We start from the raw sequence: 20744 nt of genomic DNA on the forward strand, positions 1-20744 counted from the left end.
CATCACCCGGCGGTTGGCGGACAGTGATCACCGCGGTCAACTGATCGAGGTGGTCCCCCATGAGGCGTCTCCCGGCCGTCGTCGGCGCCGTCGTCCCCGCCTTGCTGATCATGCTCGCCCGGCCGGCGGCTGCGGATACCTTCCCCGCCGGGCCGCCCAACGACCCGGACTACGCGCCGGTGGAGAACGGCGCGCCGCTGAGCTGCCTCACCACGGCCGCGCCGGGCGGGGAGCAGCACAACCTCTACTCCTTCATCCCGAAATGCACCCCCCTCGCCAAGGACCCGGAGAAGGCCGCCGGGATGTCGGTCGACGCGGCCTGGCGGGACTACACGACCGGATCACCGGACACGGTGATCGCCTACGTCGAGGCCGGCATCAACTGGCACAACGGGGACGTCGCCGACCTCGCGAACAAGGTCTTCCTCAACACCGGCGAGCTGCCGAAACCCAACGGTTCGGACACCTACGACCGCGACGGGGACGGAGCGGTCACCGCCGCCGACTACGCCGCCGACCCGCGCGTGCGCGACGCGAACGGCAACGGCGTCATCGACCCGGAGGACCTCATCGTCGCGTTCTCCGACGGCGAGGACGACGACGGCAACGGCTTCACCGACGACATCTCCGGCTGGGACTTCTACGACGACCAGAACGACCCGGCGACGCCCGACTCCACGTACGGCCACGCCAACGACCAGCAGCGGGTCGCGGCCGCACAGGCCGACAACGGGAGATTCGGCGCCGGGATCTGCCCCAAGTGCCGGCTGCTGCCGATCCGCGCCGGCGACGAGGCGCTGGACCGTACGGACGACCTCGCGGCCGCGTGGCTGTACGCGGGCCGGGCCGGGGCCAAGGTCATCGTCAGCACGACGGCGGACCTGGGGTACTCCTCCGCCATGCGCCGCGCCGTGGACAGGCTGTGGCACGACGGCGTGGTCATGGTCGAGTCCAGCAACGACTTCGATTCCACGGACCACCAGGGAGGTATGTTCTGGCCGCATGTAGTCCCCGGCAACGGCCTCGTGGCCAACGCGGCGGGCGCGCCGGGCGTGCTCGCCAACACGCTCACGAACACCTACCGCGAGCGCTCGAACCTCACGTCGTTCGGCGCCAAGGCGATGTTCTCGGTCGCCACGCGGGGCGGCTCGACCTCCGAGTCGACCCCGACCACCGGCGGGCTGTTCGGCCTGCTGCTCTCCTACGGCGCGCAGGCCGCGAAGGAGAAGAAGATCGACCGGCCGCTGACCAACGCCGAGGCCGTGCAGGTGCTTCGCGCGACCGCGAGCGACGTCGACGACGCGAGCCTGGGCTGGCCCGGACGGCCGGGATGGGACCGGCAGTACGGCTACGGCCGCCCGAACGCCGCGAAGGCCCTCGCCGCCGTCGCCACGGGCGACATCCCGCCCGCGACCTGGATCGAGAGCCCGGACTGGTATTCGCTGCATGACCCGGAGACGACCTCCTCCGTACCGGTCACCGGGCACGTGGACGCGTCCCGCGCCACGGGCTTCCACTACCGCCTCGAATTCGCGCCGGGCATCGAACCGGCCGACTCGGCGTTCATCGAGGCCGGGACCGGCCAGGGCACCGGTACGTACGACGGCAGAGTGGGCACGCTCGACCTGACCAAGTTGCCGCCGTCGTTCTGGGACAAGGCGTACGCGATGCCCGGCGACAAGGAGCTGTCGGCGACCGAGCAGTACACCGTCACCCTGCGCCTGCGCGTGTGGGACGACGCGGGCCGGATGGGCGAGGAGCGCCGCGCGATCGCCGTCCACCACGACGGCACGCTCCGGGCCGGGTTCCCGCGGCGCTTCGGGATCGGCGGGGAGAGCGAGCCCGCGCTCGCCGACCTGCGGGGCATGGGCCACCAGGCCATCGTGTTCGGCGACGCCGACGGCCGGGTGCACGCTCTCGACGGGGTGAGCGGCGAGGAGCTGCCCGGCTGGCCCGTGAGGACCGACGCGGAACCGGCCCGGATCCCCGGCTTCGACCCGGGCCACGAGCCGATCATCGCCCCGGTGGCCGTCGGCGACCTGTTCCACGACGGGCGCCAGGAGGTCGTGGTGACCAGCACGACCGGCCGGACGTACGCATTCGACGCCCAGGGCCGGCGCCTGCCCGGCTGGCCCAAGACCCTGAACGCCGGCGTGAGCAGGCCCGCGATCCCCCGGCCCGCGCTGCCCTACACCCGGCTCCCCCACCAGGGCGCGACGGCCTGTCCCGTCCTCGTCGACCTGGACGGCCAGCCCGGCCTGGAGGTCGTGCAGGCCGGCTGGGACGGGCGGCTGCACGCCTGGCACGCGGACGGCTCGGAGGTCTCCGGCTGGCCGGTGACCGTGGCGGACCCGCCGAAGCCGGCGTCCGGGCTGACCGCGATCGACGACGCCAAGCTCGACGCCACCCCCGCCGTCGCCGACCTCGACGGCGACCACCGGCCGGAGATCGTGGTGCGCTCCCAGCACTCCGAGAGCCACGGCGCGGGCATCCAGGCGCTCGGCGCGAACTACGTGTACGCGTACCACGCCGACGGCTCGCCGGTGCAGGGCTGGCCGGTGCGGGTGCCGTCGATCGTCACGTACTACGGCAGCGCGCAGGAGTTCATCACCGAGGCTGCGAACAGCCCGGCGGTCGCCGACGTGGACGGTGACGGCAAGGACGAGGTCGCCACCGGGCCGTCGTTCTCCGCGACGTTCCTCATCAACGGCAACGGGTCGACCCGGGGCGCGTACGGGCCGCTCAACAATCCGGCGTCCGCGCTGCTGAGCCACGACGCGGCGGCCGTACGGGCGCTGCTGACCGGTTCGTCGCCGGCCCCGGCGGTGGACCTGCCCGCGTCGTTCACGACGAGCGGGGCGTTCGGGCGGTTCGGCGACGCCGGGCGGCTCGGGTACGCCGAGTCCGGGTCGGGCGCGGTGTCGCTGATCGCCGCGCTGCTGTACCCCGGCAGCGGCACCGCCATCGCCAACTACGAGCGCGGTTACGACGCCGCGACCACGCTGCCGGTCGCGGGGTACCCGCACGCGCGCGCGGGTCTGGACTTCCTCGGCGCGCCGCTGATCACGGACGTCACCGGGGACGGCAGGGCGGAGGTCGTCGACGGCGGGGACACCTCGACGGTGCACGCGTTCACGCCGTCCGGCCAGGCCGCCGGCTTCCCGAAGTTCACCGGCGGGTGGACGTTGTTCTCCCCGTCCGCCGGCGACCTGGACGGCGACGGCCGCACGGACCTGGTGACGACCACGCGCGAGGGCTATCTGTTCGCCTGGAGGACCGAGGGGAGGCCGGACGCCGAGTCGTGGACCTACCACCACGACCAGTGGCGCACCGGGAGGTACGGGACGGACACCCGCCCGCCCGGCGCACCACGCGACCTGCGGCGTGACGGCACGACGGTGAGCTTCGCCGCGCCGGGCGACGATGGGTACGCCGGCCGCGCCGCGACCTACCGCGTCGACGCCGACGGCAGGGTCTCGGCCGTCACGGCGACCGCGGACGCGGGCGGCCGGCAGAGTCTCACCGTCCCGGCGGGCGCGCGGACGGTCGCGGTGCGAGCCGTCGACGACGCCGGGAACCTCGGCCCGTCGGCGACCCTCTGAGGGACGACTCGCGGGAGGTGGCCCTCGAGAAGCGCCGGCGGTCCCGACCGGGCCGCCGGCGCGGGGTCACTCCTCCGGCCTGGCGTCCGGGTGGGCGGCGACGAACTTCTCATAGACCTCGTCGGCGATCTTCCCGCGCTCGCTCACCTCGATGCCCTCGGCGACGGCCCACTCGCGCACGTCGCTGTTGGAGTAGCCGCGCAGGCGCGGCGCCGTGTCCGACGCGCTCTTGCGGGCCCGGCCCGCCTGGCGGACCTTGGCCGCCTTCTCGATATACGGCGCGAGCTCTCCGAGGAGCTCTTCGAGACGCTTGAAGTTCTCATCGCCGAGATCGATGGTGTACGTTACGCCAGAAACCTCGAAATCCCGCTTGGCGACGTCTTCACCGTCATGCCCATCCAAATCATCCACCATTACGACTTTCGTCGCCACGAGGTGTTCCTCTCTCAGCTTACTTTGTCGGGGGTTAGGATAATACGAGCGTACGACAGTCGGTGACGCGCGCCCGCAGAGCCGACCGTAGGACGGTCATCCTCCCAGGTCGGCAGGCCTTCCCGGCGGCGAGCCGGAAAGCGGCCCCGGATCCCATTCGGTTCGCGCATTGTTCAGCGCCCGACATTCACCGATTTTCCCCCTTTGAGACGTTATCCGATAATAACGCAGGCGACATCCGTACGCGACGTCACCGGCACGGCGTGGCGACATTTCCAGCACCGCGGCCGCCATGCCGGAAAGTGCCGGAGCCGACCGCTCGGCGGCGCTATTCTCCCTGCGAATGCAACTCGATCGGCTGGGGGTGCGCCATAAGCGAGACACCGCGTTCGAGACCCGGCCCGCTGCTGCGGAGTCTGCCGTTCGGCATGCTCGCGCTCGTCGCCGTGATCGACTTCTTGGCCAGCCCGGACATCATAATCCGGCCCATGCTCGTCCTCGGCCCCGCCTTCGCGAGTCTGTGGTGCGGCATCCGGCGCACCGCGCTGGTGGGCCTCACCGCCCTGGCGCTGTCCGCCGCCCTCAGCTACCACCACCACACGCTCGGCCGCAGGCACAACACCCTCACACTCCTGGCCATGGCCGGCGTCGCGGCGGCGAGCGTCGCGGCCAGCGCCGACCGGAAGAAGCGCGAGCGCATCCTCGCCGACGTCCGGTCCGTGGCCGAGGTGGCGCAGCGCGTGCTGCTCCGCCCGGTCCCCCGCCTCGTCGGCCCCATGCACATCGCCGTCGGCTACACCTCCGCCACCGCGGAGGCCAGCATCGGCGGCGACCTGTACGAGGTCACGCTCACCCCGTACGGCGTCCGGGTCATCGTCGGGGACGTCCAGGGCAAGGGCCTGGAGGCGGTCGAGACGGCGGCGGACGTCCTCGGCGCCTTCCGCGAGGCCGCCTACGACGAGCCCGACCTGACCGGGGTCGCGGCGCGCATCGAGACCGCGCTGCGCCGGCGGCTGGACGCCGAGCCCGACGGGCGAACGCCCCAGGAAGGCCACGGCCGTTCGCCCGCGACGGGTCCCGGGCGAACGGCCGAGAGCACCGGCGAGAAGTTCGTCACGGCCGTCCTGGCCGAGTTCGGCGAAGGTGAGATCGTCACGCTGCTCAACTACGGTCACCCGCCGCCGTTCGTGCTGCGCGGCGGCGAAGGCGGGTTCGCCGAACCCGACGACGTCGCCCCGCCGTTCGGCCTGTCCGACCTCGGCGCCGCCGCCCCGCGCCCGCACACCGTCAAGTTCGCGCCGGCCGACCAGATGCTGCTGTACACCGACGGGGTCGTCGAGGCCCGCGACGGCGAGGGCCGCTTCTACCCGCTGGCCGAACGCGCGCACCTGCTCGCGGCCGGAGATCCCGAACAGGCGCTGAGCGACCTGCGCGCCGACGTCCTGCGGCACGTCGGCGGCCGCATCGCCGACGACGCGGCCATGCTCCTCATCCGGCGCAGGTGAGCCGGTGCGCGGCCGCGGCCGCACCCATGGCAGGGTGGTCCGCCATGACGGCGACCGGGTCCCGAGCGGCCCTTCCCCCCAGCACCGTCCGGCCCGCGGCCCGGCTGGCCGACGTACGGATGCGGGGCGTGGAGATCACCATGGCCTACGTTCCCGACGAGGCGGAGCGGCGACGGCGGGCGGCCGCCGGTCTGGCCGGCGTGACCCGCGTCGATCTCCTGGACGTCCTGCTGGGGCTCCCGGCCGGGGCGGTCGTCCCCTGGACGACGCTGTCGGCCAGGGAGCGGCGGGCCGTCCGCGAGCTCCCGCCCGGCTGCGCCGACCTCACGCCGGCGGGCGTCGTACGGCTGCTGCGGCGGCCCCTGCGTCCGGAACTCGCCATCGTACGGGCGTCGTCCTGGCGGACCGGCCTCGACCGGGCCGGGCGGTTCGGCGCGTACTGCGCGCGCCTGGTCGTCCTGCCGGGCCCGCCCGCGGACCTCGGCGAGGCGCGGGCGGAGGCCGCCTACTGGGGGGTCGGACTCGCCGCCGGCAGCGCGGTCATCGTGCCCCCCGAGTCGTTCGGGAACCGCGCGCACACCCCCGCCGGATGGGCGTTCGCCGAGGAGCTCCACCTGCGCACGCTCAACACCACCCCGTCGTGCGGCGGGGGCCATCGTCCAGGACCGCGCCCTCGTAACGGCCCCGCCGTCCTCCGGCGCCGCGCCGCCTGAGGCCCATCCGTCGCTTAAGGCCGTGCCGGCGTGACGACCCCCGCCGTCGCCGTGGCGGTGTCCTCGCCGGCCCAGACCCACAGCGACTCCGGCGGCACGAACACCGGTTCCCGCGCCCGTACGGAGGTGTTGTAGCGGGCGTGCGCGGCGATCGCGTCCCGGCAGAGCCGCCGCCAGTAGCGCCGGCGGCCCTCCGGCGAGTCGGGGTACAGGAGGTTGCGCGCCCACTCGGTCCAGACCGCGACACCGTGCAGGCGCGCGTCCTTCCAGTCCTCCTGCCGGAGGAAGCCCGCGATGCTCCGGCCGCCGCAGCGGGCGCAGCGGCACGGCGGCGCCGCCCGGTCGCCGAACCGGTCCGCGAGCACGCTGCCCCGCACGTACGTGAGGAGGTCGGGAACCAGGACGCCGGGCGACCGGTCGCCCCCGTCCGCCGATCCGTACCCCGCCGTTTCGCCCGGCGGCACGAGCCGCCGCAACGCGTCGCTGGTGCCGATCGAGGCGGCCAGGCAGCCCTGTGCCACCGCGTCGAGCCCCGTCAGGTCCGTACGGAACAGGGCGACGTCCGGCACCTCGGTGACGAGGCGGCGCAGGCCGAGCACGCCGTCCAGCATCCGCCGCGGCGCGGCGGCCCGGCCACCCGGCATCACCGCCTTCGCGACGGGCGCCCGGGCGAGCACGCCGATCAGCTTGTCGATCAGGCCGGGCGCCAGCCATCCGGCGTCCAGGGGGAGCGACAGGATGACGTCGTCGCGGGCCAGACCGACCGCGCCCTCGACCGCCGCGTCGAGGGCGCCGAAGTCCGCCGCCCGCAGGTACCCGGTGGGAGTGAGGGCCGCGTCCGCGCCCGCGTCGATCTGCCCTTGGACGCGTTGTTCCAGGGTGATCTCCAGCAGGCCGTCGCCGCCCTCGTCGAAGGGCCGTTCGCGGGTCGCGACCCTCGCCTCCGCCGCCGCGGAGTCGAACAGGATCGGGCCCTCGAACGCCTGCTCCTCCCGGCACCGCCGGGCCGCCCGTACCGGATTGGCGCCGGTCAGCACGAGGCCCCCGCCCGCACCGACGATCGCCGCGACGTGGGAGGCGTCCGACGGGCGGGCATGCGCGAACACCCGGTCGGCCAGCACCGCGACGGCGCCACCGCAGGCTCTCTCTCCCGCCCTCGTCGCCTCGCCGGACGCTCGGGCTCGCCGGACCGGCGGGACCGGACGACGCATCGTGCGGATTCACCTCGGGAAGTGACGGCTCAACTCCACTTCCGACGGTGCGCGCAGACAACCGCACAGTCAATGCCCAGGTCGGCCCGGCTTCGGTAAAGCGACGGCCGGGAACCCTCGGGCCGGACCGGCGCGGTCCGGTCTCCGGGCCGTGGCGTGGGCGCGGGAGCCCGCGTCGGCGGTCCGAGCGACGAGAGCGGCCCCTACTCCGCGTCCCGGCTCTCCTCCCGGTGCGTGAACAGGGCGAGCAGACCCTCGATACGGTGATCGGCCTCGGCCGGATGCCGGAAGCGACGGCTCGGATCGATCGTGTAGTGGTTCCGCCGGCCGACGCGGGTCCGGGTGAGGTAACCCGCGGCCTCCAGGTCGGTCACGATCGTCTGGGCGGCCCGCTCGGTGATGCCCGCGACGGCGGCCATGTCCCGCAGCCTCGCCTGGGGGTTCCGGGCGATCTCTAGGAGGACGCGCGCGTGGTTCGTCAGAAAGGTCCAGTGCCGGACGGGTTCACCATCCGCGGGCGTGCCCATGGGGCTCCTCATCCGATCTGCGTTCGGGCCGGTCACCGCGCTGCTCGGGCGCATATATCATGAAGTCGATTTCTGGTATCGGTTGACGTGGTTCTCTCCTCCAGGCATGCTCGGGACATGCGGATTGATAGGCGGCCCGTACGAGCGCACCCTCGTGATGTTAGTGGCCGCCATGGCAGAACGTAACGGACACACGGCGCAAGCGATCTTGCCGGACGCGGGCCTGGTCCTCTACGAGGACCGCCAGCTCAGGATCATCCAGGCGACCCCACCCGACAAGGTGCTGCTCCGGGGCGACGTCGACATCACCAACAGCCCCGCCCTCGCCGACGCGCTCGCCGGCGTCACGGCCGAATGGGGCCGGGTCACGGTCGACACCGAGGGTCTCCGCTTCATCGACGTCTCCGGCTGGCGCATCCTCGTCGGCCCCCATCCCCGCCGCGGGCCCCGGCCCCGGCTGCTGAACATCGCCCCCTGCGTGCACCGCCTGAACCAGCGCATGCACGCCCTCTGACCGGGCACGATCGAGCCCGCGTTCCGCGTCGCCCGCCCGATACGGCGGCCGGCGACCCGCACGGGGGTCACGCCGATGACGGCGGCACCGTACGAAACGCCCTGAGGCGGAGTCCGCCGGGCGAGCGGGAGAGCCACGAGATCCGCGAACGGCCGCAGGAGCGCCCGTAAGACGGGCGCGATCGGAACCCCGCGGCCCTCCCGAGACCCGATCAAACGATCAACGTCGTGCCCCGACGAACTGCAGCGAGGGACGGCGGGTGCCGGTCTCGGTGATGCCGAACCCGGCCTGCGTGACCAGCCCGGTCAGTTCGTCGGCGGGGGTGTGCTCGTGCGCGTGGTTCGCGGCGGCGCCGACCAGCCGGGCGGCGGCCAGGTGGCGCGGCCGGCGGCGGTAGTCGGCGAGCAGCAGCCGCCCACCGGGGCGCAGGACCCGGTGGAATTCCGCCAGGGCGGCGGGCCGGTCGGCGGCGGGGATGTGATGGACGGCCAGACTGGAGATGACCACGTCGAAGGAGCCGTCGGGATACGGGATGGCCTGGGCCGCAGCGGTCTGGAATGTGCAGCCGGCCGGGGCGCGGCGAGTCGCGTAGGCGATGACCTGGGCGGAGGGGTCGATCCCGGTGGCGTGTCCGCCGGGGAGGACGGCGCGGGCGGCGCGGCGGGTGAGGTAGCCGGTGCCGCAGCCGACGTCCAGGATCCGATCTCCGGGGCGGGCGCCACTGAGGGTGACCAGGTCGTCGTAGACGCGGCGTCGGCGGCCGAGGAACCCGACCACCGCGCCGAGCTCGTACAGGCGCGCGCCGCGGATGAGCGCGCCGGGCTCGTCGGCGTTCTGGTGTCGGTGCGGCTGGTGACTCATGGAGACCCCTTCGCTTCGGTGCCGATTTTTCGATACATCATGTCTCCAACACGGTCAGTTTGTCGACATCTCGTCGGATCGTATGATCGGCTGTGTGCCGAAGCTGTGGGACGAGACGATCGAGGCGCACCGCCGCACGGTGCACGACGCGGTGCTGGACGCCGCCGCGACACTGGTCGCCGAGCGCGGGCCGCTGGCGGTGACGATGTCGCAGATCGCCGCCGCGGCCGGCATCGGGCGGGCGACGCTGTACAAGTACTTCCCCGACGTCCAGGCGGTCCTGGTGGCCTGGCACGACCGTGAGGTCGCCGGCCATCTCCACCGGCTCGCCGCCGCACGCGACGAGGCCGAAGACCCCGGACAGCGCCTGGAGGCCGTCCTGTACGCCTATGGCCTGATCCACCATGACCGGGCGCGGCGCCACCGGCACGTCCCCGCCGAACCGGGCATCTTGGTGCCCGGGGACGAGCACGTCGCCCGTACGCAGCGTCACATCGGCGACCTGCTTCGCGACCTGCTGACCGACGCGTCCCAGGCGGGACAGGTCCGAGACGACATCGCCCCGGGCGAACTCGCCGACTACTGCCGGTACTCCCTGCAGGCCGCCGCCGACCTGCCGTCCGAGGACGCCGTCCGGCGGCTCGTCACCCTCATCCTGGCCGGGCTGCGCCCCGAGCCCCGCGCCTGACCCCCGGCCCGGCGCGACGGCAGCCATCGACTCGCGCCGTCGCCGTTGCCACCTCGCCGCCGCCGTTGCCACAGCACCGTCGCCGTTGACACATCGCCGCCGCCGTTGCCGGCCGAATAACCTGAATGGCCGGATTCACCGGGTCAAGAACAGCGGCAAGGCGCTGTCAGGCTCGGTGGACACGCTCGACCGCGACCGCTGCGAAGGACCGCCTTTTCCGGCCGGACACCCTACAATCACGGCAAGCAGAGGAACGGCGGCGGCAATGACCGAAGATATCCGGATATGCATGCCCGCGTGCGCGGCAGCTCCCGGCTTCGCGCGCACGTTGCTGGTCCGGCGCCTCAGAAAGTGGGGCTATTCCCATATTTCAGATGACGCTACTCTCATAGCCTCCGAATTAGTGACAAATGCCGTGAAGGCGACTCCCGGCCAGATCATCCGTTTCGTATGCCGCTGGGAGGACGGCGGGATATACCTCGCCGTGTGGGATCGCAGTCCAGGCCGTCCCGCGCCGTTCCCCGCGGCCGGGCCGGCTTCGGCCGACCCGGCCGGTCTGGCCGACCTCGACGTCGACGCGAACGGGCATCGAGGGCTGCGGGTCGTCGACGCACTCGCCCTGGAGTGGGGCTACCGCCCCGATCCCGTCGGCCCGGGCACCGGCCCCTCCTGCCGCGGCAAATGGGTCTGGGCGCGCGCCGTCGCCGATCCCTCATCGGAGGGCCTGTAGCCCTACCGCGGCCTCAGGAATGGGGAGCCCTACCCCCGGCCCTCGGGAATGGCCGCAGCCCTCCCCCGTGCCCTCACGAATGGCTGCAGCCCTACTCCGGGTCTTCAGGAATGGGCGGTCACGGCGATGTACTTCTCCTCGAGGAACTCGAGGATGCCGTCGGAGCCGCCCTCCCGGCCGAGGCCGCTCTGCTTGACGCCGCCGAAGGGAGCCGCCGGATCGCTCACGACCCCGCGGTTGACCGCGACCATCCCGGCCTCCAGCCGGCCGGCGACCGCCATCGCCTCGCGTTCCTCGCCGAACACGTACGCCATCAGACCGTAGATGGTGTCGTTGGCCATCCGTACCGCCTCATCGACGTCGTCGTACCGCACGACCGTCAGGACGGGACCGAAGATCTCGGTCGAGGTGATGGGCGATCCGTGCCGCACGCCGGTCAGCAGGGTCGTGTCGTAGAAGGCGCCCTGCTCGGAGGACTTGCCGCCGTGGACGAGCGTGGCGCCTTCGGAGACGGCGTCCTCCACGAGCGCGGCGACCTTGTCGCGCTCGGCGGTCGAGACGAGCGCTCCGACCTGGTTGGAGCGGTCGAGGCCGGGGCCGACGGACAGCGCGGCCAGCTCCGCGGTCATCCTCTCGACGAACTCGTCGTGCCGTGAGGCGTGGACGTAGACGCGGTTGGCGGCCGTGCAGGCGGCTCCACCGTTGCGCATCTTCGCCAGCAGCGTGCCCTCGACGGTGACGTCCATGTCCGCGCCGGGGAGCACGATGAGCGGGGCGTTCCCGCCGAGCTCCATCGACGCGCTCACCACGCTGTCGGCGCAGACGTGCAGCAGGTCGCGCCCGACCTCGGTGGATCCGGTGAACGACAGCTTCCGCACCTCCGGCCTGTTGATCATCTTGGCCACGAGGGGGCCCGTCGGCATCGGCGTCACCAGGTTCACGACGCCGGCGGGCACTCCGACGCGCCGCAGCACCTCGACCATGTACGCCGCGGTCAGCGGGGTCTCCCGGGCCGGTTTGAGGATCGTCGTGCAGCCGGCCGCCAGCGCGGGGGCGAGCTTTCGCGTCGCCATGGCCGCGGGGAAGTTCCACGGGGTGATCAGCAACGCGACCCCGATGGGCTGCCGGTCGACGATGATGCGCTTGTCCCCCGCGGGCGAGAGCCGGTAGTCGCCGGGAACGCGCACGGCCTCCTCGGCGAACCAGCGGAAGAACTCCTTGGCGTAGTTCGCCTCCCCGATCGCGTCGGACCAGGACTTGCCGTTCTCGCGCACGATGATCTCGGCGAACCGCTCGACCTCCGCGGTGAGGACCTCGTACGCGGCTCGCAACAGTTCGCCGCGTTCACGCGGCGCGGTGGCCGCCCAGCCCTCCTGCGCGTTCGCGGCCGCGTCGACGGCGGCCATGCAGTCACCCTCGGTGGCGGTGGCGAAGCGCGCGATGACGGACAGGTCGGAAGGGTCGATCACGTCGAAGCGCTCGCCGGCGCCGCCCGGGCGCCACACGCCGTCGATGAAGAGATCGGCGAGGTAGGTCATGAGTCGCTTCCTTCCGTGAGACGGCCGGTGTGGGCGTGCTGGAGAATGTCGAGCAGCACGGCCGGGGGTGCGGGGATCGGCGCGATCGCGATGAGTCGTACCGAGTTCGATGCCAGCTCGGCGAGCTGCGGCAGTTGCTCGCGGGTGATCCCGATCTCCTGAAGGGACGCCGGCACTCCGATCGCGCGGCCGAGCGCGGCGATCGAGGAGATGGCGTCGCGGGCCCTGGCGTCGGCGGTGGCCGCGGCGGACCCCAGTGCGCGCCCGACCGCGGCGATCCGTTCGACGACCTCGGTGTCGGCGAGGCACGCCTGCAGCACGTACGGCAGGAGGAGCCCGGTGCCCAGCCCGTGCGGCGTCTTGGTGGCCGCGCCGATCGGGTACTGGAGGGCGTGTGAGAGATGGGTGCCGGTGGCGCCGAAGGAGACGCCGGCGAGGAGGCTGCCGAAGGCGACCTCCTCTCGCGCGCGGCGGTTCCCCGGGTCGTCGACCGCCGTCGGCAGCCAGGTGCCCAGGTGCTCCACCGCGCGCAGCGCGATGGCCTCGGAGAAGGCGTTCCTGCCCGTGAACACGGGAAGCTCGGCGTCCCACGGCCCTTCGAGCCGGGCGGCGGTGAACGACTCCACCGCGTGGACCAGGGCGTCGATGCCGGCGAAGGCGGTGACGCTCCGGGGAGCGCCCAGGGTGAACTCCGGGTCGACGACCGCGGCGGTGGGGATGAGGTACGGGCTGGAGATCCCCACCTTCATCTCGCGCTCCGGGTCGGAGACCACGGCGACCGGGGTCACCTCCGACCCGGTTCCGGCGGTCGTGGGGACGGCGACGAGGGGCAGCGATGGTCCGGGGACGAGGTTCTCCCCGTAGTACCGGCTCAGCGGTCCGCCGTGCGTGACGAGCAGCCCGATCAGCTTCGCGGCGTCCAGCGCGCTTCCGCCGCCGACGGCGAGGATGACATCGGGCTCGTAGTCCCGCGCGAACGCCGCCGCGGCGTCCAGCGACGCGATCGGCAGCTCCGGCCGGACGTCGCTGTAGACCGCGACGTCCAGCCCGCCGGCCCGTAGTCCGGCGACCGTCTCGCCGAAGATCGGCGACTCGGTCAGGAACGGGTCGATGATCGCGAGCACCCGGCGGCCGCCGAGGTGCAGCAGCCGGCCCAGTTGCGCGCGTGACCCATAGCCGAAATGGACGCGTGCCGGGAGCCGGAGCGTCCCGGCCGTGAGGTACTCCATGGTTCTCCTGCGAACGTGTGGGGGGATGCCGAGCCCGGTGCGGCGGGGCTCGGGCGCCGCTCACTTGAAGGCGAGCGCGTTCGGCGGCGAGCCGACTCCGCCGATGAGGTGCAGCGGCTTACAGGTCAGGAAGAACTCGTAGACGCCGTCGGCGGCGCAGTCGGCGGCGAGGTCGTCGAGCTTCCACAGCTCCCCCATCGCCATGCCGAGCAGCGCGATGAGCGGGCGGTGCAGCATGCCGCTGTGGTCCACGCCCTGCTCCGGAGGCCGGTCGGCGGTCAGCCGGAAGTCGGAGTCGAGCACCGGGTCGGCCTCGACCGCCGGGTTGTCGCCCGCGACGAGCGCGATCTCGTGGTCCCAGAGCCAGCGCAGGACCGACTCCCGCTGGGCCAGCCCGGGAGACTTGTTGCGCTTGTTGAACTCGATGCGTTCCTCGGTCGACTTGGCGACGTAGTTCTCGGCCCACCCGGTGCGCAGCAGCAGCAGGTCGCCTCCCTGCCAGGTGACCCCCTGGGACTCCGCGATGGCGTCGAGCGTCACGTCGTCGAGGGGGATCGTCTGCTCGCAGTCGTACGGCCGGCCCTCCCGCGCGAAGAAGCGGGGGACGTCGAGCAGGACGCCGCGGCCGGCGATGCCCGGCCGCGCCCAGTTGTGGATGCCGAGCGACGTCGATTCGTCGTTGTTGTACTCGGCCGGGAGTCCTCCGTAGAAGCCGTGCTCGGGGTGCCCGATGTGGCGGAGGGAGTCGAGTTGCGAGGTGGACTGCAGGTAGAACGAGTCGAGCCAGTCGTCGCGATGGAACTCGTTGGTCGCGAAGATGTGGTGCTCGGCCGGGTGCCTGGTCCCGGTGGGGTACGGCTCGAAGGCGTTGATCGGGTAGTCGAGGCCGAACCGGCGCCCGGTGCGGATGAGGCGGGCCGCCGCGGCCACACGCTCGGGGGTGAGGAGGTTGATGGTGCCGAGTTGATCGCCGCGTCCGAAGACGTCCCAGCTCGAACCGGCGATCTCGGCGTTGGCGAGCTCGTCATAGGTCGCCAATGCGTTTCCTTTCTTCGCTGCCGCCCAGTTCGTCACTGAGCCTGGCGGCGGTGTCGACGAGTCCGGTGAGGGCCGGCGATCCGATGGAGAGGTCGGCCATCTGGTCGGATCCGAGCAGCGCGACGGTGGCGCAGATCCCGTATTCGTCGAAGACGGGTGCGGCCGCGGCGAAGAGGCCGTCCGGGTGGCTGACGATGCTGTAGCCGTTTCGCCGGGCCATGTAGATTCCCCCTTCGAGTTCCGCCCGCTTGGCGTCCGAGACGCCTTCGGTGGCGCGTTCGAAGGCCTGCTCGTCCTTGAAGGCGAGGAAGACCCGGAGTTGTGCCGAGTCCAGGTCGAGGAGGGTGCCGGGGTGGACGGTGATGACGAGTGCGCGGCTGAGGTCCTCGTTGACGTGCGCCACGACGGGTCCGCGGGCGCCCCAGAGGGCGAGCACGGTCGTCGTGCGGACGGCGGAGCTGAGCTTCGCCAGGTACGGCGGCGCGATCTCGACGACGCGCCGCCGTCCCAGGGCGTGGATTCCGAGCTGCACCATGAGGCCGCCCAGGAGGAAGGTGCCGCGGCGGTGCCCACGCTCGAGGATGCCGGCGGTGACGAGGGAGGCGCAGTAGCGGTACGCCGTCGTCCGGTTCAGCCCCAGACGCTCCGCCACGTCGGCGGCCGTCAGCTCGGTGGTCTGCGGACCGAAGAGCGCGCAGATCTGCCCCACCCGCTGGACTGCCTGGATGTCGGAACCGGAAGCCTCGTTACCCGAATCAATGTTCGCCATGGCTGAACTGTAGTTCACATTGAGAACGGAGGAAGGCCGTCGCTCGAGCGTGAGAGCCAAATCTCAGCCCACCAGCCAGTTGTTGAGTTTGGTGGTGACCTCGTCCCAGTGCGCGGCGTACCAGTCGACGTCCTGCACCACCGGTTTCGCGGCGGCGCCCTGCCCTTCGACGCTCACGAGTTTGGCGTTTCCGGCCAATTGCGGCTTGGCGTTGTGGTTGACCGGCTGGACGCCCATGATCTCGGCGACCTTGGCCGCCTGCTCGGGCTGCGCCAGGAACTGCAGGAAGTCCTGCGCGGTCGCCTTGTGCTTCGTTCCCTTCGGCACCGCGAGCGCGTTGATCGACACCACCGTCTGGCCCCAGACGATCTTGATGTTCTTCTTGTCGTTGAGCAGCGGGTACAGGCGCGAGTCCGGAAGGAGGAACATGTCGACCTGGCCGGATCCGACCGCCTGCTCCAGCGCGCCCACGTTCGGCGCGAAGAGGGTGTCCTTCCGGATCGTGGCCCACTTGCGCAGGGAATGGTCGACGTCGAGCGGGTAGAGCTTGTCCGGCGTCACCCCGTCGGCGAGGAGCGGGTACTCCAGGATGCCGTTCTGCAGGTTCGTGATGACGCCCCGCTTGCCGGGGAACTTGGTCGTGTCGAAGAAGTCCTGGATCGTCTTCGGCGCCTTGGAAGGGTCCGGATACTTGTCGGCGTTGTACGCGAAGGGGGTCGCGTTCGCGAAGTTCCCGACGTAGCACTCGCCGACTCCCTTGGACGCGAAGTCCTGGGGGTTGAGCTTGGGCAGGCTCAGCTTCTCGAAGAGCCGCCCGCAGTGCTGCTTCGCCGCGGCCGGCGCCACCGCGACGACGTCCCACTGGACGTTCCAGGACAGCACCTGGGCCTTGACCTGGGCGATGTCCGCGGGCGAGGTGTTGTTGAAGGTCACGTTGGAATGGGCGGCGGTGTAGGGCTTCTGGAACGCGTTGGCCTGCGCGTCCTGGCCGGAACCTCCGTAGGCGACGTAGGTGAGCTTCTCCGGGCCGCCGGACGGATTCGCGCTCGCGCCGCCATCGGAGCCGCAGCCGGCGAGGGCGATCGCCGAGGCGAAGCCGACTCCCGCGAGGGTGGTTCGTGACAGAGAGACCATCGTCCTACCTCTCGTTAAGGGTCCGCCAGGCCGGATGGAGGTTTGTTCACTATGCGACCTTCGAACCCCGTGATGTGAACACGGTACCGAAATAGCACGAGAACGTACAGGTCCGGCCTTACATCGTTTCGAGTTTGTTTCCAACTGTGCACATGACGCGCGATACGTTCGCGATGTGTGTAAGGGCGGCAGGGTCGCGCCCATGGCGCGGCGACGGATGTCCCGCACGAAAGGCGGGTGTCCTGCAGGAAGGGCGGGTGTCCTGCACGAAAGGCGCCCGGAGGCAGGCCACCGGGCGCCATCGGCACCCCGTGGCCACCTCCGGGCGGTAGGGGAAGTGGATCGGCGCCGGATCAGGCCGCGACGATCCGCTGCGCTCGCGGCCGCCACCAGGCCACGAGGTCGTCGCCGACGGCGTGGTCGCCGTGGAGCGCGCTGACGCGGGCACGGCCGGGAAGCCGGCGTTCGCCCATGGTGAGCAGCAGCGTGCGGTACGCGCCCATGTACTCGACATCGCGGACGGTCGCCCGTACGGCGTTGGCGCCCGCGGGCACCTCGTCGAGCCGGTTGACCACCTCGACGTCCTCCGGCCGTACGACGATCGCGCTGCGCGTGCGCACGCCGGGATGCGCGGCGACGGTGCCGGGATCGATGCCCCAGGTCTCGCCGTCCCAGGTGAGGTTCTCATCCAGGGCGGCCTGTCCGAGCTCGAAGACGTTCGAGTCGCCGAGGAACCTGGCCGTGAAGAGGGTCTCGGGCTCGGCGTACAGCTGCTGCGGCGTGCCGACCTGCTCGATGTGCCCGCTGTTGAACAGCGCGATGCGGTCGGAGAGGTTCAGGGCCTCCTCCTGGTCGTGCGTCACGAAGACGAACGTGGAGCCCACCTCGCGGTGGATCCGCCGGATCTCCACCTGCAGGGCCGACCGCAGGTTACGGTCGAGCGCGCCCAGCGGCTCGTCCAGCAGGAGCGCCCTGGGCTCGAAGACGATCGCGCGGGCCAGCGCGACGCGTTGCTGCTGCCCTCCGGACAGCTGCGCGGGATGGTGATCGTCGCGGCCGGTGAGCTGAACGAGCTCGAGCACCTCGGCGACCTTCCGGGCGATCTCCCGCTTGTCGGCCCTGCGCTCGCGCAGCGGATACGCGACGTTCTGCGCGACCGTCATGTGCGGGAAGAGCGCGTAGTGCTGGAACAGCATGCCGAGGTTGCGGCGGTGCGGCGGCACGTTGCTCACGTCGGCCCCGTTGAGCACGATGGTGCCCGCGGTGAGCGTCTCGAAGCCGGCGATGAGGTTCAGGGTGGTCGTCTTGCCCGAGCCGCTCGGCCCGAGCAAGGTCATGAACTCCCCGGGTTCGATCGTGAGCGAGATGTCGTCGACGGCGGGAGCCTCGAGCCCGTAGTCCTTGGTCACGTGGTCCAGGCGGATCTCGGTGCCGCTCCTGGTCCCGGGCGACGATCCGGTGGCCTTCACCGTGGTGTCATGTGTCATCGTCATTGGCTCTCTTATCGGCGGCGGGCCCTGCCGCGAAGCAGCTGGGGCACGAGGAAGATGATGGTCACGGCGACGACCATGAGGCTCGACGCGGCGGAGATCGTCGGGTCGATCTCCACGGTGACGCTGTTGTACATCTGCACCGGCATGGTCTGGAACTGCGGCGATCGCAGGAACAGCGCGATGACGACCTCGTCGAACGAGACGATGAACGCGAAGATCGCGCCTGTCAGGATGCCCCGGCTGATCAGCGGCATCGTCACGCGGACGAACGAACGCCAGGGCGAGGCTCCGAGCGACGCCGAGGCCTTCAGCAGCCGCTGGTCGAAGCCGCCGAGCGCGCCGGTGACGGAGACGAGGACGTACGGGACGGCGATCGCGGTGTGGGCGAGCACGTACCCGGGCACCGTGCCGGTGAGGCGCCAGCCGAGGAAGGAGATGTAGACCGCGACCGCCACGACGATGGCGGGGGCCACGATCGGCACCATCAGCAGGGTGCGCACGAACCGGGCGAGCCGTCCGTGCAGCCGGGACAGCGCCACGGCCGCCGCGGTGCCGACCGTCGTGGCCAGCAGCGCCGTGAGCAGCGCGACCAGCAGCGAGTTGCGCAGGGAGTCCAGCCAGACGGGGCTGGTGAAGAAGTTGTGGTACAGCCGCCACGAGAATCCCCGAGGCGGCCACTGGAACGTCGGCGCGCCGCTGAAGCTCATCGGGATGACGAACAGCGTCGGCAGGATGAGGAAGACGGCGACGAGCCCGCCGGTGACCTTGAGCCACCAGGGGACGGGGTCGACCTTCGTGTACCGCCGGCGGGTGCGGGACGGGTGGTCCCAGGGCCGGAGCCGGTGGCCGCCGGTCCGGAACGGGTGGTCGCTGGGCTGGTCATCAGCGGTCCTTCGTTCGACTGGTCGCGACCACGCCGATCGCGGACATGGTGCCGCCCATCCGGTTCGCCCAGGCGACGAGGACGAGCGTGACGATCAGCACGACCATGCCGAGCGCCCCCGCGGCGGCGAAGTCGAGCAGCTGGGTGGTCCGCTGGGCGAGCAGCTGGGCGACGAGCGACTGCTGCGGTGATCCGAGCAGCGCCGGAGTCACGTAGAACCCGAGGCTGAGCGTGAACACCAGGATGACGCCGGCCACCACCCCGCCGCGGGACAGCGGGAAGAAGACCTTCCAGAACGCCGCGGTCGGGGACGAGCCGAGCCCGCGCGCGGCGAGCAGCAGTCTCCGGTCGATCGATCCGAGGGTGCTGAACAGCGGCAGCACCATGAAGGGGAGCATCACCTGGGTCATGGCGATCGTCACGCCGGCGGAGGTGCCGTAGAGGACGACGTGATCGGCCCCGAGGAGCGCGAACACCTTCTGCACCGGCCCGCCGTTCTGCAGGATGATGATCCACGCGAAGTTGCGCGCCATCACGGACGTCCAGAAGGGGATCAGCACGATCACCAGGAGGATGCCGCGCGCGCGTGGGCTCACGCGGGTCATCAGGTACGCGTACGGGTACCCGATCAGCAGGGCGGCGGCGGTCACCGCCGCGGCGATCATCACGGTCCGGCCGAGCACCGTCAGGGTGACGCCGTCGGTGAAGATGTTCTCGTAGTTCTTCAGCGTCCAGGTCGGCTCGGAGACGCTGTCGAGGAGGGTCCTGCCGAGCGGTACCAGCAGGATGCCGGCCAGCAGGGCCAGCGCGGGTAGCAGCAGAGGCCAGCCCGACAGTCTCATCTTGTTCGAGGACATACTCGTCCCCTTCCAGCTTGTTCGGCTCAACCGGTCAGGAGTACCGGATCGTGACGGTGGCGGAAGCGCTGCTCAGGCGCGCCCGCCACCTGCCGAGACGTCGGCGGCGTCTCGGAACGGAGGCCTGGGGGTCGCCAGTATTCCAAGCCAATGTTCGTATAGCAATAGTCATGTGCGTATCGTGAACGTCGGCCCGCATCCGCCGGTCCCACACCGGCCGGTCGCGCGTCAGGCGCTGTAACCGCCGTCGACGGGCAGGACGACGCCGCTGATCTGGCTCGCACGATCGCTCAGCAGCCACGCCGCGGCGTCGGCCACCTCGGTCGTCGTGCCGGCCTTCCGCAACGGGACCGCGGAGATCCGGCGCTCCACCGCTGCCGGATCGTCGTGCCGCCACTTGACGAACATCGGGGTCTCGGTGGGGCCGGGGGCGACGGCGTTGACGCGGATGCCGAGCGGCCCGTTGTCATGCGCCGCCGTACGGGTGAAGCCGATGACCGCGTGTTTCGTCGCCTGGTAGGCGCCGAGGCCCGTGTTGCCGCGGAAGCCGCCGACGCTGCTCGTATTGACGATCGACCCGCCCGACTCCCGCATCGCGCGGATCTCCTCGCGCAGGCACAGCCACATGCCCTTGACGTTCACCGCCATGATCCGGTCGAAGTCTTCCTCCGGCACCTCGTCGAGGCGGCCGTACTGGTTGATCCCCGCGTTGTTGAACGCGCCGTCGAGCCGGCCGAACCGGGTGATCGTGTCGTCGACGAACCGCGCGACGTCCGCTCCGACGCTCACGTCCCCCACGGTGCAGGCGACGTCGTGACCGGCCGCGGTGAGCTCCTCGGTGAGCTCCTCGAGCGTGTCCCGCGACCGCGCGGTGACCATGACGGAGGCGCCCTCCTCGGCGAAGAGCCGCACGGAGTCGGCCCCGATGCCGGTGCTCCCGCCGACCACCAGAACGACCTTCTCGGCGAGCAGCCCGGTCCCGGACGCCGTCCGGTTTCCTGCGTTTTCCGACAAGATGTC

At 71.4% G+C, this 20744-nt stretch carries 19 protein-coding genes; 6 read left to right on the forward strand and 13 right to left on the reverse strand.

The annotated features are described in order from the left end of the window. Positions 1 to 59 precede the first annotated feature (59 nt). On the forward strand, positions 60 to 3602 hold the full coding sequence (locus NE235_RS27690; protein WP_252808150.1) for an FG-GAP-like repeat-containing protein: 3543 nt from the start codon (positions 60 to 62) through the stop codon (positions 3600 to 3602). Between the two features lie 66 nt (positions 3603 to 3668). On the opposite strand, the gene NE235_RS27695 is transcribed toward NE235_RS27690, so the two are convergent. Continuing rightward, positions 3669 to 4034 carry a histone-like nucleoid-structuring protein Lsr2 gene (locus NE235_RS27695; protein WP_252808152.1) on the reverse strand — a complete coding sequence of 122 codons (366 nt, stop codon included), beginning with the start codon at positions 4032 to 4034 and terminating at the stop codon, positions 3669 to 3671. Positions 4035 to 4462: 428 nt separating this feature from the next. On the opposite strand from NE235_RS27695, the gene NE235_RS27700 reads away from it, so the two are divergent. Both NE235_RS27700 and NE235_RS27705 read left to right on the forward strand, forming a co-directional pair. After that, complete coding sequence (locus NE235_RS27700; protein WP_252808154.1) at positions 4463 to 5539, forward strand: PP2C family protein-serine/threonine phosphatase; 1077 nt, start codon at positions 4463 to 4465, stop codon at positions 5537 to 5539. Positions 5540 to 5583: 44 nt separating this feature from the next. Further along, positions 5584 to 6252 carry a hypothetical protein gene (locus NE235_RS27705; protein WP_252808155.1) on the forward strand — a complete coding sequence of 223 codons (669 nt, stop codon included), beginning with the start codon at positions 5584 to 5586 and terminating at the stop codon, positions 6250 to 6252. 14 nt (positions 6253 to 6266) lie between these two features. Here NE235_RS27705 and NE235_RS27710 read toward each other — a convergent pair whose 3' ends face one another. Together NE235_RS27710 and NE235_RS27715 are read right to left on the reverse strand one after the other, a co-directional pair. Beyond that, entirely contained in the window at positions 6267 to 7463 is a 1197-nt protein-coding gene (locus NE235_RS27710; protein WP_252808157.1) for a hypothetical protein, read from the reverse strand. A gap of 203 nt (positions 7464 to 7666) precedes the next feature. Next, positions 7667 to 7990, reverse strand: coding sequence for a helix-turn-helix transcriptional regulator (locus NE235_RS27715; protein WP_252808159.1), 324 nt, complete (start codon positions 7988 to 7990; stop codon positions 7667 to 7669). 172 nt (positions 7991 to 8162) lie between these two features. On the opposite strand from NE235_RS27715, the gene NE235_RS27720 reads away from it, so the two are divergent. Continuing rightward, positions 8163 to 8504: an STAS domain-containing protein gene (locus NE235_RS27720; protein ID WP_252808161.1), complete on the forward strand. Its 342-nt coding sequence runs from the start codon at positions 8163 to 8165 to the stop codon at positions 8502 to 8504. Positions 8505 to 8723: 219 nt separating this feature from the next. On the opposite strand, the gene NE235_RS27725 is transcribed toward NE235_RS27720, so the two are convergent. Next, positions 8724 to 9365, reverse strand: a complete 642-nt coding sequence (locus NE235_RS27725; RefSeq protein WP_252808163.1) for a class I SAM-dependent methyltransferase — start codon at positions 9363 to 9365, stop codon at positions 8724 to 8726. 94 nt (positions 9366 to 9459) lie between these two features. Between NE235_RS27725 and NE235_RS27730 the strand changes: the two genes are divergently transcribed. Then, positions 9460 to 10053: a TetR/AcrR family transcriptional regulator gene (locus NE235_RS27730; RefSeq protein ID WP_252808165.1), complete on the forward strand. Its 594-nt coding sequence runs from the start codon at positions 9460 to 9462 to the stop codon at positions 10051 to 10053. Positions 10054 to 10456: 403 nt separating this feature from the next. Continuing rightward, positions 10457 to 10783 carry an ATP-binding protein gene (locus NE235_RS27735; RefSeq protein ID WP_252808167.1) on the forward strand — a complete coding sequence of 109 codons (327 nt, stop codon included), beginning with the start codon at positions 10457 to 10459 and terminating at the stop codon, positions 10781 to 10783. Positions 10784 to 10887: 104 nt separating this feature from the next. Here NE235_RS27735 and NE235_RS27740 read toward each other — a convergent pair whose 3' ends face one another. The 9 genes from NE235_RS27740 to NE235_RS27780 form a co-directional block, all read right to left on the reverse strand. Beyond that, the gene (locus NE235_RS27740; RefSeq protein ID WP_252808169.1) at positions 10888 to 12321 is read right to left on the reverse strand and encodes an NAD-dependent succinate-semialdehyde dehydrogenase; all 1434 of its coding nucleotides are present in this window, start codon (positions 12319 to 12321) and stop codon (positions 10888 to 10890) included. Continuing rightward, positions 12318 to 13550: an iron-containing alcohol dehydrogenase gene (locus NE235_RS27745; RefSeq protein WP_252808176.1), complete on the reverse strand. Its 1233-nt coding sequence runs from the start codon at positions 13548 to 13550 to the stop codon at positions 12318 to 12320. The genes NE235_RS27740 and NE235_RS27745 overlap by 4 nt, the downstream gene beginning before the upstream one ends. 60 nt (positions 13551 to 13610) lie before the next feature. Beyond that, complete coding sequence (locus tag NE235_RS27750; protein ID WP_252808178.1) at positions 13611 to 14588, reverse strand: cyclase family protein; 978 nt, start codon at positions 14586 to 14588, stop codon at positions 13611 to 13613. Next, the gene (locus NE235_RS27755) at positions 14575 to 15357 is read right to left on the reverse strand and encodes an IclR family transcriptional regulator (RefSeq protein WP_252808181.1); all 783 of its coding nucleotides are present in this window, start codon (positions 15355 to 15357) and stop codon (positions 14575 to 14577) included. Before NE235_RS27755 ends, NE235_RS27750 begins: the two co-directional genes overlap by 14 nt. Before the next feature lie 63 nt (positions 15358 to 15420). After that, positions 15421 to 16491: an extracellular solute-binding protein gene (locus tag NE235_RS27760; RefSeq protein WP_252808183.1), complete on the reverse strand. Its 1071-nt coding sequence runs from the start codon at positions 16489 to 16491 to the stop codon at positions 15421 to 15423. Positions 16492 to 16844: 353 nt separating this feature from the next. Then, a complete protein-coding gene (locus tag NE235_RS27765; RefSeq protein ID WP_252808185.1) occupies positions 16845 to 17984 on the reverse strand; it encodes an ABC transporter ATP-binding protein in 1140 nt (379 codons plus the stop codon). An 8-nt stretch (positions 17985 to 17992) separates the two neighbouring features. Beyond that, positions 17993 to 18691: an ABC transporter permease gene (locus NE235_RS27770; protein WP_252808187.1), complete on the reverse strand. Its 699-nt coding sequence runs from the start codon at positions 18689 to 18691 to the stop codon at positions 17993 to 17995. A gap of 175 nt (positions 18692 to 18866) precedes the next feature. Then, positions 18867 to 19724: an ABC transporter permease gene (locus NE235_RS27775; RefSeq protein WP_252808189.1), complete on the reverse strand. Its 858-nt coding sequence runs from the start codon at positions 19722 to 19724 to the stop codon at positions 18867 to 18869. A 228-nt stretch (positions 19725 to 19952) separates the two neighbouring features. After that, entirely contained in the window at positions 19953 to 20738 is a 786-nt protein-coding gene (locus NE235_RS27780) for an SDR family NAD(P)-dependent oxidoreductase (protein ID WP_252808191.1), read from the reverse strand. Positions 20739 to 20744: the final 6 nt, after the last annotated feature.

Source organism: Actinoallomurus spadix (assembly GCF_024055725.1).
Taxonomy (GTDB): domain Bacteria; phylum Actinomycetota; class Actinomycetes; order Streptosporangiales; family Streptosporangiaceae; genus Actinoallomurus; species Actinoallomurus spadix.

Coding starts and splice junctions, on each gene's coding strand:
- NE235_RS27690 (WP_252808150.1), top strand. CDS start 60: ATGAGGCGTCTCCCGGCCGTCGTCGGCGCCGTCGTCCCCGCCTTGCTG.
- NE235_RS27700 (WP_252808154.1), top strand. CDS start 4,463: ATGCTCGCGCTCGTCGCCGTGATCGACTTCTTGGCCAGCCCGGACATC.
- NE235_RS27705 (WP_252808155.1), top strand. CDS start 5,584: ATGACGGCGACCGGGTCCCGAGCGGCCCTTCCCCCCAGCACCGTCCGG.
- NE235_RS27710 (WP_252808157.1), bottom strand. CDS start 7,463: ATGCGTCGTCCGGTCCCGCCGGTCCGGCGAGCCCGAGCGTCCGGCGAG.
- NE235_RS27715 (WP_252808159.1), bottom strand. CDS start 7,990: ATGGGCACGCCCGCGGATGGTGAACCCGTCCGGCACTGGACCTTTCTG.
- NE235_RS27720 (WP_252808161.1), top strand. CDS start 8,163: ATGGCAGAACGTAACGGACACACGGCGCAAGCGATCTTGCCGGACGCG.
- NE235_RS27725 (WP_252808163.1), bottom strand. CDS start 9,365: ATGAGTCACCAGCCGCACCGACACCAGAACGCCGACGAGCCCGGCGCG.
- NE235_RS27740 (WP_252808169.1), bottom strand. CDS start 12,321: ATGACCTACCTCGCCGATCTCTTCATCGACGGCGTGTGGCGCCCGGGC.
- NE235_RS27745 (WP_252808176.1), bottom strand. CDS start 13,550: ATGGAGTACCTCACGGCCGGGACGCTCCGGCTCCCGGCACGCGTCCAT.
- NE235_RS27755 (WP_252808181.1), bottom strand. CDS start 15,357: ATGGCGAACATTGATTCGGGTAACGAGGCTTCCGGTTCCGACATCCAG.
- NE235_RS27760 (WP_252808183.1), bottom strand. CDS start 16,491: ATGGTCTCTCTGTCACGAACCACCCTCGCGGGAGTCGGCTTCGCCTCG.
- NE235_RS27765 (WP_252808185.1), bottom strand. CDS start 17,984: ATGACGATGACACATGACACCACGGTGAAGGCCACCGGATCGTCGCCC.
- NE235_RS27770 (WP_252808187.1), bottom strand. CDS start 18,691: ATGAGCTTCAGCGGCGCGCCGACGTTCCAGTGGCCGCCTCGGGGATTC.
- NE235_RS27775 (WP_252808189.1), bottom strand. CDS start 19,724: ATGTCCTCGAACAAGATGAGACTGTCGGGCTGGCCTCTGCTGCTACCC.